The organism is Actinoplanes lobatus (genome assembly GCF_014205215.1).
Taxonomy (GTDB): domain Bacteria; phylum Actinomycetota; class Actinomycetes; order Mycobacteriales; family Micromonosporaceae; genus Actinoplanes; species Actinoplanes lobatus.
In genome coordinates, this window is record NZ_JACHNC010000001.1 from 6,498,522 (window position 1) to 6,511,563 (window position 13,042).

Here is a 13,042-nt window from a genome sequence, read left to right on the forward strand (position 1 = left end):
GAGGTTCGCCGTGCCCGCGGAGTCCCGGTTCGTGCTCGACTTCGCCGACATCGACGCCGGCATGCTGCCCGAGGTCGGTGGCAAGGCGGCCAACCTGGGGAAACTCGCCCGTGCCGGGTTGCCGGTGCCGCCGGGCGTCTGCGTGACGACCGACGCCTATCGGCAGGCGGCCGATGCGGCGCCCGGCCTGGCCGGGATCATCGAGGAGCTGACCGCCACCGCCCCCGACGACCTGCCACGGCTGACCGAGTTGGCCGGCCGGGCCCGTGAGGTGCTGCTCGCGGCACCCCTGCCGGCCGAGGTCGCCGCGGCCGTCGCCGACGGGTACCGCGGCATGGACGCGGTCGCGGTGCGTTCCTCGGCCACCGCCGAGGACCTTCCGTTCGCCAGCTTCGCCGGCCAGCAGGACACCTACCTCAACGTCGTCGGCGAGACCGCGGTGCTCGACGCCGTACACCGTTGTTGGGCTTCGTTGTGGACCGACCGGGCCGTCACCTACCGCGCCGCGAACGGCATCGACCACGGTGCCGTCCGGCTCGCCGTGGTGATCCAGCGGATGGTCCAGTCGGCGGTCGCCGGCGTGCTGTTCACCGCCAACCCGGTCACCGGCCGCCGCCGGGAGGCGGTCATCGACGCCAGCCCGGGCCTGGGCGAATCGGTGGTGTCCGGCACGGTCAACCCCGACCACTTCGTGGTCGACACCGCCACCGGCAGGATCCGCGACTGCCGGCTCGGCGACAAGAAGACTTCGATCAGAGGGGTACGGGGAGGAGGCGTCGAGCATGTCACCACACCCGGCGACACCGGTCGCGCCTGCCTGACCGATGCACAGGTACGGGCGGTCGCGGTCCTCGGAGCCCGGGTCGAGGCGAGCTACGACGGCCCGCAGGACATCGAGTGGGCCATCGACCCGGAGGGCACGCTGTGGCTGACCCAGGCCCGGCCGATCACCACCCTCTACCCGCTGCCCGCCGCCCGGGACGGCCTGCGCGCCTACCTGTGCGTCACTCTCGCCCAGGGCCTGATCCGGCCGATCACCCCGCTCGGGCTGGCCACGTTCCGGCTGTTCAGCAGCAGTGTCGCGGAGCTGTTCGGCCGCCCGCTGGCCGACCCGGTCGCCGGTGCGGCCGCGGGCGCCCAGGCCGGCCTGCGCATGTTCGTCGACCTGACCGGCGTCCTGCGCAGCCCGGCCGGCCGGATGATCGTGCCACGGCTGTTCGACGTGATGGAGGCGCGCGCCGCCGTGGTGATGCGGTCCCTGTTCGACCGGCCCGAGTTCGCGCTCACCAGGCGTTCCGTGCTGCCGTTCGTCGCCCGGCTCGCGGACGTCGCCGTCCGGCACCGGCTGCCCCTGCACGCCGTACGCGCGCTGCGAAACCCGCAGCGGGTCCGCCGTGACCTCGACGCCCTGGCCGACCGCGCCCGCCGCCGCCTCGACCTGCCCGCCGGCACCACCGCCGCCACCCGGCTCGACCAGGCCGAACAGGTCCTCGTCCACGAGGGCTTCACCGCCGTCATGCCGATCGCCGCACCGGCCGCGCTCGCCGGGTTCGGCATGCTCGCGCTCGCCGGCCGACTGGTGCCCGACCTGGCGCCGGGCGAGTTGCAGACCGTGCTGCGCGGCCTGCCGAACAACGTCACCACCGAGATGGACCTGGCCCTGTGGCACCTGGCCGGCCGGATCCGCGGCGCCGGCGAGACCCTCGGCGCGGATTCCGGCACGCTGGCCGGCCACTACCACGCCGGCACGCTGCCGCCGGTCGCGCAGCAGGGCCTGGCCGACTTCCTCGACCGGTACGGCCACCGGGCGGTCGCCGAGATCGACCTCGGTCTGCCGCGCTGGTCCGAGGATCCCCGGCATGTGCTCGGTGTGCTTCTCAACTACCAGCGTCTCGACGATCCGGCCGCCGCCCCGGACGCGGTGTTCGCGGCCGCGGCCCGCGAGGCCGAGGAGACGATCGCGACCCTGACCGGCCGCGCCCGTGGCGGGCTGCGCCGCCGTGCCGTCCGGTTCGCGCTGGACCGGGCCCGGGCCCTGGCCGGGCTGCGGGAGTTCCCGAAGTACTACTTCGTCGTCGTGCTCGCCGCGGCACGCCGGCAGTACGCCGCGGTCGGCGCCGAACTGGCCGCCGCCGGCCGGATCGACACCGCCGACGACGTCTTCTTCCTCGACCTGCCGGAGATCCGCGCCGCGCTCGCCGGCCGCGACCAGCACGCCGTGGTCGCCGCCCGCCGCGCCGAATACGACCGGGAGATGCGCCGCCGGCAGATTCCGCGGGTGCTGCTGTCCGACGGCACCGAACCGGAACGCGAACTACCCCGCCCGGCCGCCCCGGACGGCGCGCTGGCTGGAACCCCGGCCTCGGCAGGTACGGTCACCGGCCCGGCCCGGGTGATCCTCGACCCGGTCGGCGCCCACCTCGAACCCGGCGAGATCCTGATCGCGCCGTCCACCGACCCCGGCTGGACGCCGCTGTTCCTCACGGCCGGTGGCCTGGTCATGGAGATGGGCGGCGCCAACTCGCACGGCGCCGTGGTGGCCCGCGAATACGGCATCCCGGCCGTCGTCGGCGTCCCCGACGCCACCACACTCCTGCACACCGGCCGGCAGATCACCGTCGACGGCGCCACCGGCCTGATCACCCGCGCCGGCTGACCACCAACCTCATCGTGGGCCCGTCCCGTATCGAACGAGTGTCTGCTGTGGACGACAATCGGCGGGGTTGTCGTCCTGTTCCCCATGCGCTCCGAGCGACCACCGGAACAGGCCCGATCGGGCCATCCCTGACGTCGGGAACGCGGTTACATTCGGGCGACGCGTGTCACGAAGATTCGTGGAGATCAATCTGATCATCTCGTTCGGGGGAACCATGCGCATCAACTCTCGTAAGGGGGTCTACGGCGTCGTATCGGTCGCCGCGACCCTGGCCCTACTCGTCGCCCAGCAGGCGCCGGCCGCCGCCACCCCACCCGATGACCTGTTCGCCAAGATCCTGGTCAAACAGGTCACCGGAGCACACGCCAAGCAACACCTCGACGCTCTGCAGAAGATCGCCGACGCCAACGGCGGCAACCGCGCGGCCGGGACGCCCGGCTACACCGCATCCCGCGACTACGTCGCCAACAAGCTGCGCAAAGCCGGCTACAAGGTCACGCTCGACCCGATCAACTTCGTCGAGTCGTGGACGGAGAACAGCCCGCCCACGCTGAACCAGACCGCACCGAACAGCAAGACCTACGTCCCCAACGAGGACTTCCACACCTTCCAGCCCTCGCCCGCCGGCGACGTGACAGCGCAGGTCCAGGGCGTCGACCTCACCCTGCCGCCGACACCGACACCGACCTCCAACAGCGGATGCGAGACCGCCGACTTCAACGGCTTCGTGGCCGGCCGGATCGCGCTCATCCAGCGCGGCACGTGCGCGTTCGCCACCAAGATCCGCAACGCCGGGTTCGCCGGCGCCTCCGGGATCATCATCTTCAACGAGGGGCAGCCCGGGCGTACCGACGCCTTCCCGCTCGACATCGGGGAGTGGCGGGCCGGGATCCCGATGGTGTTCGCCGACTTCGCCGTCGGCAACGAACTCGCCGCCAACCCCGGGACCACCGTCCAGCTCAAGGTCGACTCCACCCTGACGCTCGGCACCAACCACAACGTGATCGCCGAGACCCGGACCGGCAACCCGAAGAACGTCGTGATGGTCGGCGCCCACCTCGACAGCGTGGAAGTCGGCCCCGGCATCAACGACAACGGCTCGGGCAGCGCCGCGATCCTGGAGACCGCCCTCCAGCTGAAGCACTTCCCGGTCAAGAACAAGGTCCGCTTCGCGTTCTGGGCGGCCGAGGAGATCGGGCTGCTGGGCTCCGACCAGTACGTCGAGGGCCTGTCCACCGCCGAGCGGGACAAGATCAAGCTGTACCTCAACTTCGACATGGTGGCCTCACCCAACTACGCCTACAAGCTGTACGACGGCGACAACTCCGACGCGGTGGGCTCGCCGGCCGGACCGCCCGGATCCGCGCAGATCGAGAAGCAGCTCGAAGCCTTCTACGACTCCCGCGGACTCGGCCACGTCGGCACCGACTTCGACGGCCGCTCCGACTACGGCCCGTTCATCGCGGTGGGCATTCCCGCGGGCGGCATCTTCACCGGCGCCGAAGGCATCAAGACGCCGGAGGAGGCGACCCTGTTCGGCGGCACCGCCGGCGTCGCCTACGACATCTGCTACCACCAGGCCTGCGACAACACCGGCAACATCAACCTGACGGCGCTCGACGTCAACGCCGACGCCATCGCCGACTCGACGGCCAGATTCGCCTTCAACACCACCGCCATCCCCTGAGCCGACCCTCCGGTGGTGAAGCGGCGCTTCACCACCGGAGGCCACAGCCGGATTCTCGATGGAGGCCTCCGTGAACTCCGAGAGCTCGTCCCGATCGGTCTACTCCCCGGCGGCCTACCTGGCGGAGCTGCTGAAACTGGCGGGTCCCGGGCCGGAGCTGACCGGGCGGCGGCCCGACCTGGCCGGTCTTCCATCGTTCGAGGACGGCTACGCCGAAGTTCCCCACCTGGACATCGTCAACGAGATCCTGGCGCGCGAGATCGAGCGCGGCGGCGCCGAGCTGCCGTCCTCGGTACGGCACGAGCGGATCCGCGCCTACCTGCGGCACCTGGGCGTCGAACCGGCCGAGCTGTACCGGCTGTACGCCGCGCCCGCCGACCCCGATGTGGTGGCCCGCGAGTCCCTGGGCCTCACCGCGGACGACGTGGCGACGGCGACCACGCCACTCGACCTGGCCCGCCGGCTCGAACTGTCCTCCACCGACGTGGACCTGGCGTTACGGACCCTCTGCGACGGGGTGCTCGACCGGCGGGCGATACGCGTCCTTGCGGTTGTCGAGCGCTTGCACCGTACCCTCGCATTGTCTTTTGACGTTGTGGTCGGTCTGGTGGGACCGGTCGACGTGCTTCCGGCACTCGTGCCGGCCGATGCCGGCCGGCTGCGGGTGGCAGCCGCGCTGCACACCGACGAGAAATCGCTGACCACGATCGTCCGGCGGTACCGTGGCCGGATCCCCGGGACCGGCCCGTTCGACCCGGGCGCCGACCCGAACCGGATGCTCCGCCTGCTGCACCGGATCACCCGGCTGGCGGCGGCGCTCAGCCTCTCCGTGGGCGAGCTGCTGGACATCGTGGAGGCGGTGCGGCTCGACCCGGCCCTTGCCCTGCCCATCCTGATCGACACCGAGGTGACCGGCGGAGACCCTTACCAGATCCTCGACCAGGGTGACCCGGACTCGGCGCTCTGGCTGGTGCAGACGCTCGTCGCGCTGGCCGGCTGGCTGCGGTCGGCGAAGCTGACCGGAACCGTGCTGCGCGACATCATCGGCGGCGCCCGGCCGGCGGGCCTGGCCGCGCTCCGCGCCCGCCTCGACGGGTCGACCCCGGATGTGCTCGCGATCTTGCGGGAGGAGTTCGGGACGCCGGCGATCGAGGCGATCTGCGTGGCCGTCGCCGGCAGCCTGACCGGCGCGGTGCGGGTGCTGACCGGGCCGGCCGGGGCCGCCGAGCTGGCGGCCCGCCGGATCCGCGGGTTCGCCCGGTTCGCCACCCTGCTCGGCCTGAGCCCGGCGGAGGTCACGGCCGCGTTCCGGGACCGGGACCTGGCCGCCAAGTTCGGTGAGCCGCTGGAGCTGCCGCCCGGCGTGGACCGCATCGACGCGCTGCTGGAACGCGCGGACGGCACGGTTCACCTGTTCCACGGCCGCGCCTTCTGGACGTATGCGGCCGGCTCCCGGGAGCTCACCGCCGGCCCGGCGGCGATCGACGCGTTGTCCGTGCGGTTCGCGCGGCTCGCCGCGGTCGATGCGGCGTTCGTCGACGCGGCCGGCACCGAATGGATCGTCGGCCGCGACACCGACGGCAGGTCGCAGAGCTTCACCCGCCAGGGCGGGCAGCCGGAGTTCCTGCCCCGGCCGCAGACCTGGGGCGTGGTCCGCAACTCCTTCGCCGATCCGGCCCACATCGATGCCGCGTTCACCGACGAGCAGGGCCACACCTACCTGTTCGCCGGGGATCAGTACGTGCGCTACTCCACCGCCGACCACACGACCGTCGACGAGGGCTACCCGCGCCTGATCGCCGACGACTGGGCCGGCCTGGAACGCGTCGACCAAGCCTTCGTGCTGGACGGCCAGACCTACCTGTTGTCCGGCGACCGCGTGCTGTCGCCCGGAACCGGGGAACACCCCCTCGCCGAGACCTGGCCACAGGTGACGAACGCGCTCGCCGGCACGGGCCGGGTGGACGCCGGGTACGCCGACGGCCCGGCGATGCTGTTCTTCGCCGGCAACCAGGTGTTCCGCCACTCCGACAGCATCGAGAACGACGGTGTACGGGTGGACGAAGGCTTTCCGCGCCGCATCGCGTCGGTCTTCGCCGACCTGCCCGCGGCATTCGCGGACGGCGTGCAGGCCGCCTTCCGTGACGCGAACGGGACCGTCCACCTGTTCCAGGACGGCAGCACCGTGGCGCTGGGCCCGGACGGCGCATCGGTGGCGCCGACCGCGGAGCGCTGGGGCCGGCTCGCTCCGGCGCTGCCCAGCGGCACGGTCGACGCCGTCCTGGCCGGCCGGGACGGGCACACCTACCTGTTCAGCGGCACCCACTACCTGCGCTACACCGGCGCCGACTACACGACCGTCGACGAGGGCTACCCGCGCCTGATCGCCGACGACTGGTCCGGCCTGGAACGTGTCGACCACGCCTTCGTGCTGGACGGCCAGACCCACCTGTTCGGCGGCGGCCGGATGCTGCGCTACTCGGCCGCCGACTACACCATCCCGGACGCCGGCTACCCGCAGCCGGCGCCGGAGAACTGGTGGCGGCTGCCGGAGCGGCTGTTCGCATCGTTGGGGCGGGTGGACACCGTGTTCATCACCCGGGACGGGCGCATCCACCTGTTCTCCGGCGGCGAGTTCGTGACCTCCGACGCCCGGCGCCGCCGCTGGTCACCACCGCAGACGCTCAAGGAACAATGGGACAGCCTGCCGTTCGACCGGGTGGACGCGGCCTTCACCGGCGCCGACGACCGGACGTACGTGTTCAGCGGCACCCACTACGCGCGCTACTCCGACCCCGCCGTCACCCGGATCGACGACCAGTATCCCGCGATGATCGACCAGTTCTGGGGCAGGCTGGTCAGCCCGATCGCCCGGACCGGCCGGGTCGACGCGGCCCTGGTCGCCGGCGAGCACACCTACCTGTTCTCCGGCGACCGGTACGTCCGCTGGACCGGCACCGACCCCGGCTACCCCCGCCGGCTGGCGCAGCTCTCCTCCGAGCCCGCGTTCGCCGGCCTGACCGTGACGCTGACCAGCGTGGACGCGGCCGTCGCCGACCGCGGCACGGTCTATCTGATCAGCGGCCGGCAGATCCACGCCGTCTCGACGGCCACCCACCGCCGGTATCCGGACCTGGCCCTCGACGACGTACGGACCGCCTACCTCGACAGCGGCGGCGTGCGGATCGAGCATCCGGACGGCTGGCGGCACTACAGCGCGCTGGAGGGCCGGACCGTCACCACACAGCCGGACCGGCCGCGAGCGCTGCGCACCGTACCGGCCCAGTTCCGTAGCGGCCTGGACGCGGTGCTGACCACCGTGGACGGCAACGTCTTCCTGTTCAAGGGCGAGACCTGCTTCGACACCCGGCTGGGCCGACGGCTCCCGCACCCGCACGTGGACGCGGCGGTGTCGGCCGGCGGGCACACCTACCTGTTCTCCGGCGATCAGTACGTGCGCGCCGCGGCCACCGACCCCCGGCTGGCCGACCCCGGCTACCCCCGCCGGATCGTCGGGAACCTGCTGGCCGAACCCGGGTTCGCCGGCCTTCCGGCCGCCTTCGAGGAGGAGATCGACGCACGGTACGCCGACGGCAGCCCTTCGATGATCGACGCCGTGCTCGCCGGGGAACGCACGATGTACCTGTTCGCCGGCCGTACCTGTCACGCGGTGAGCACCGCCGCGACCGCGACCTACGAGCTGGACCGGCTCGGCCGGATCCGCAACACCATCGCCGAACGCGGGCGGGTGGACGCGGCCCTGGTCGACGGCGAGCACACCTACCTGTTCTCCGGCGACCAGTTCGTCCGCTACACCGGCGGCGACTACCGCCGGGTCGACGACGGCTACCCGCGGCCGCTGGCCGACTTCACCCTGGCCGAGCTGCCGCCCGACGGCGTCGACGCGGTGTTGCGGGCGCCGGACGGCGAACTGTACGTCTTCGCCGGCCGCGAGTACCGGCGCGGGAACGGCCCGTCCACCCCGATCGCCGGCGCCTGGGGCCGTGTCGCCAACGAGTTCGACGGGGACCGGCCGCTGGACGCCGCGTTCGTCACCGCCGACGGCGAGCTGTACGCGTTCCGCGGCAGCCAGTTCGTGCGGTACGCCCTCGGCAGCACACTCGACACGGTGGATCCCGGCCACCCGCTGCGGATCAGCGGCCGCTGGGGCCAGCTGCCGGCCCGGTTCCAGGCCGGCGTGGACGGCGCGTTCCGCCTGCACGACCAGATCTACCTGCACCTCGGCGACGAGGTGGTGCGCCTCGGCGACGACCACGGCGAGCCGGTCACTTTCCGGGACCTGCTCCCACCGTCCGCCGACTACCGGATCGGTGACCTGCGGGCGATCCAGCTCGCCCGTGGCGAACCCGGCCGGGACGAGGACGAGCTGAACTGGTGCCGTGGCTTCGGCGCGGACCCCGCCGACGCGTTCGCGCTGGCCGACAGGTTCGGTGTCGGCCCGTCGACCGTGCACGCCGACGTCTGGACGCGTCTGTACGGTCCCGAACCGGATCTCGACGCGGCCGCCGCCGCGCTGCAAACGCTGATCGCCGCCGAAGCCGGCGCCGTGCTGCACGGCGAGATCAACGTCCGGACCCGGGACGCGCTGGTCGCCGCGTTACTCGCCGGCCTGGGTCTGCGACATCCCCGCGAGCTGTCCGACCGGTTCCTGACCGACGTCGAGGCCGGCGCCCAGGCGATGACCTCGCGGATCGGTGAGGCGATCGCCGCGGTGCGGCTCTACCTCCAGCGTCGCCGGGCCCGGGTACCCGGCTATCAGGAGTGGGCGGCCGAGCGCAAGCGCCTGCTCTACCCGGAGAACCACCTGCGGCCCGGCCGGACGCCTCCGTTCGAGACGCTGGAACAGGACCTGCTCGACGGTGACCTCGGTGACGCCGCGATCGAGCGGGCGTACCGCCGCTATCTGGACGAGTACACCGAGGTGTCCCGGCTGATCGTCGCCGGCGGATTCGCCGACGCCCCGAACGGTCTGGTGCTCTTCGGCCGCAGCCGCATCGAGCCACGCCGCTACCACCACCGGCAGGCCGAACTCAACGGCCCCGACGCGCGGTGGACACCCTGGCAGCCGGTCGGCGTGCCGATCGACGCCGACCGTGTCCACCCGGTGCGCGCGTTCGGCCGGATCTTCGTGTTCTGGGTCGCGCCCGAACCGCGGCGGCTGCGGATCCGCTACTCCTACCAGCGGCTGGACCACGATTGGGTGCCGGCGCAGACCCTCGGCGCCGGCGAGGAAGGCGCATTCAAGGCGGCAAATCTTCTGGTACGGGTGCGGACGGACTCGATCCTGGTGTCCTGTTCGTACACCGTCTCAGCGGACGGGCAGACCGACCGGCGGGCGGCCGCGGTGTTCACCCTCCACCCCGAGCTGTACGTCGACGACACGCCACCGGACACGGCCCTCGCCCTGGCCACCGACCTGGAGACCCGCACCGAGGCGGCGGCGACCACCGACCGCGTCGCCCAGAACTTCGCGGACCCGGTCGCCGACGTGGTGCGCTTCGACCTGCCGGCCGGAGCCGAGTCGTGGCCGTGGTTCAGCGTCGACATACGCGGCGCCAGCCACCTGTGCCGACCGGTGACGGTCCCCGAAACGGAGAAGCCGCCACTGCGGCCGCTGCGGGGCAACCCGGACCGGCTTCCCGCGTGGGACCGGATCGACGCCGGCTTCGAGCTGCCCAACGGGGACCGGTACTGCTTCGACAACGGGCGTGGCGTGTTCACGGTCATCCCCGCGCGCGGCGGGCGGACACCGGCGGCGCAGCCGATCAGCGCCCGGTTCGGCCGGCTGCCGCAGGCGCTGCCCGTCCCCGGCCCGGTCGATGCCGTCCTCACCCGGGCGAGCGGGCACACGTACGTCTTCATCGGCGACACCTGCCTGCGCTACACCGGGCCGGCGTTCGGCCGCGTCGACCCCGGGTTCCCCCAGCGCATCGAGCAGGCCGCCGCGGCCGAAGGGTTCCCGGCGTGGCCGCGGATCGATCTGGCCTTCACCGACGTACAGGGAAATGAATGGTTTTATCAGGAGAGCGCCGGCGTCGTGATCAACTCGGCCGAGCCGGGCCTGAAGATCCCGATCGCCGAGTTCCAGCAGGGGCTCAACCTGGGCCCGGACTTCGGCCGGATCGTCACGGTGCTGGTCACCGGGCCGATCACCTACGTCATCGGTGAGACCCGGTACGCCCGCTACAGCTTCCGGCCGGGGCTCGACTGGTGGGGGGAACCCGACCGCGGCTACCCGCGCGCTCTGCGCGGCAACGTGGACGGGCTGCCCGGCGACCGCATCATCAGTGAGGCGTTCGAGGAGCAGGGCAACACCCATTACATCGACAACCATTCCGGTACGGTGCTGAGCGTCGCGCCGGACGGCGGCCGCACCACCCGGCCGTTGCACGCCACCAGCGAGATGACGGAAACCTCGCGGGTGGACGCCGCCTGGCTGGCCGACAGCCGGCTGTATCTGACGTGCGGGCGCGAGTACCACCGCTACACGCTCGGCGCCGACCAGACGATCCCCGACTTCCCCGACCCGGGATACCCGCAGCGGATGCCACGCGACGTCTCGGCCGCGTTCCGCCGTGGCGAGCACCTGTACCTGTTCACCGGGGACCATTACTGCCGCGTTCCGGCCGGTCAGGAGCCTCATACCCTGCCCACCGCGCGGCCCGTGGCGGGCGCCTGGTCCTCCGGCACGTCGTTCGACGGCGTCCTCGACGGCGCCGACGCCCTGTTCCTGTTCGTCCCGGGCGGCTACCACCGGCACGCGAAGAACGTGGACACACCCCATCCGTACGAGCTGGCCGCCCTGCCGTTCGAACTCATCCCGCTGACCGGAGGCGCCGCGACCGAACTCAACCGAAAGCTGCTCACCGACGGCCTGCCGGCGCTGCTGTCCCGCACCACCCAGCAGCCCACCGTCTTCCGCGGCGCCGACGGCCAGTACCACTGGGAGATCTTCGGGCACGGCCCGCTGCTGGTGGCCCGGAAGCTGCGGGCCGCACAGCGTTTCGCGGACGCCCGCCGCTGGTACGAGCACATCCTCGACCCGGCCGACACCGGCGCTGTCTGGCAGCTCCTGCCGCTGCTGGACCCGGACGCACCGTTCACGGCCTACCGGAACGCCGTGGTGCTGGACTACCTCGGCAACCTGCTGGAGTGGGCCGACCAGCTGTTCCAGCAGAACACCCGGGACGCTCTCGCCGAGGCGCGGCTGCTCTGCCTGCTGGCCGAGGACCTGCTACCCCAGGAGCACGACCTGACCGACGGCATCTTCACGATCCCGGAGAACGAGGTGCTCACCGAATACCGCTCCCGGATCGCGGACCGGCTGCGCCGCCAGACATGACCCGATGCTCACCGTCGTAGGGACCGGCTTCTTCGAGGTCCTCCGCCGGGCGTGCCGGACCACCACCAAACTCCAACGGTCCGAGATACAGCCCGATGCGGTACTGGAAGGCCTGGTGGGCCGCTACCCACCGCTTCGCCCGGTGCTGCGGCCGGCGCTCGGCCAGGACACCGGGCGGCAGGATCCCGGCGAGCACGTCGAACTGCCACCGGACGAGGAACGCGAACTGCTGCACGCCATGCGGGAGGCCCGGTGGGAGGCGTGCGGCTGGTCCGCCGACGGCCTTCCCCGATGGGCCGCCGACACCGAGGCCTCCCTGCGATTGGCGATGGCGATCGCGGTGGCCCGGGACCGGCCGTGGGTGGGCCCGGACCACCTGCTGGAGGCGCTGCTCGACGATCCGGGCACGGCGGTGAACCACGTCATCGACTTCGAGGCCCTGACGGACGTGGCCGACCAGCTGTGGGCCGCCGTCGGCTCCGTCGGGCCGCGGCGGGAGATGTCCCGCCACCTGCACATGATCGGGGTCCTCGCCGATCCGGGCGGCGGCGGGAAGCCACCGTCGCGCGCGATGACCCACCTGGTGATCCCCGGCCTCCGGCTGTTCACCGGTGCCAGCATGGCGTTGGTCTATCTGGAGACCGAGGCCATCGCGGAGACCGTCAGGTTGGGTCACGACCGGACCACGCCGGCGCATCTGCTGCTGTCGCTCATGCTCCTCGAGGAACAGATGGACGACACCGGCCTGCAACCGGCCGCCGAGTATCGCACCGCGTGCGACCCCATCCTGCGCCCGCTGTTGGCCGACCGGGAGCCCGCCCTGAAGATAATGGCGGAGACCACACCGTCCGGGCCGCCCGCGGCACCACAGCGACGCCGGATCTGGCGCACCTACGCGAAGAACCCACCATGGACGGTCTCGGCCGCCCGCGTCGCCGAGGCCGCCCGCACCGCGGGACCCGAACCGGCCGGCAGCGCCCACCTGCTCCGGGCGATCCTCGCCGACCCGGACGACAGCGGCCGCCGGCTACTGCGGAACTTCGTCGACCTCGCCGAGGTCACCGACCTGCTGGCCCACCGCCTGCCACCCCACACCACCTGACGATCGTCTCGACAGCTCATTCCACGTCGCCGCCTTTCACGTCCGCAGTGACCGGCTCGTCGGCCGCGGCCCCGATACGGCCTACCGGAACCGGCTACCTTCGCATTCACAGCACCGTTGTTCATACTGCCCCTTTACCAACGGAACGTCCGGGTCGTACCCGGACGCCGGGTTGCGGTCACCTCAAGGCGCGTAATCGCACGGGAGCAGTATTCGGAGGATGGGCCAAGGGGG

General features: G+C 72.0%; 3 protein-coding genes and 2 pseudogenes. All 5 read left to right on the forward strand.

What is annotated here, in order from left to right:
* Positions 1 to 10 precede the first annotated feature (10 nt).
* The 5 genes and pseudogenes from BJ964_RS29840 (at position 11) to BJ964_RS29855 (ending at position 12,808) form a co-directional block, all read left to right on the forward strand.
* Positions 11 to 2,656, forward strand: a complete 2,646-nt coding sequence (locus BJ964_RS29840; RefSeq protein WP_203832963.1) for a PEP/pyruvate-binding domain-containing protein — start codon at positions 11 to 13, stop codon at positions 2,654 to 2,656.
* Positions 2,657 to 2,870: 214 nt separating this feature from the next.
* Positions 2,871 to 3,575, forward strand: a pseudogene (locus BJ964_RS49575) (PA domain-containing protein); the annotation flags it as partial.
* Positions 3,576 to 3,602: 27 nt separating this feature from the next.
* Positions 3,603 to 4,298 (forward strand): annotated as a pseudogene (locus tag BJ964_RS49580) (M28 family metallopeptidase); the annotation flags it as partial.
* Between the two features lie 115 nt (positions 4,299 to 4,413).
* Positions 4,414 to 11,706 (forward strand): hemopexin repeat-containing protein, encoded by a 7,293-nt coding sequence (locus tag BJ964_RS29850; RefSeq protein WP_188123787.1) that lies wholly within the window; start codon positions 4,414 to 4,416, stop codon positions 11,704 to 11,706.
* Positions 11,707 to 11,710: 4 nt separating this feature from the next.
* Positions 11,711 to 12,808 (forward strand): Clp protease N-terminal domain-containing protein, encoded by a 1,098-nt coding sequence (locus BJ964_RS29855; RefSeq protein ID WP_188123788.1) that lies wholly within the window; start codon positions 11,711 to 11,713, stop codon positions 12,806 to 12,808.
* The last annotated feature ends 234 nt before the right edge of the window (positions 12,809 to 13,042 follow it).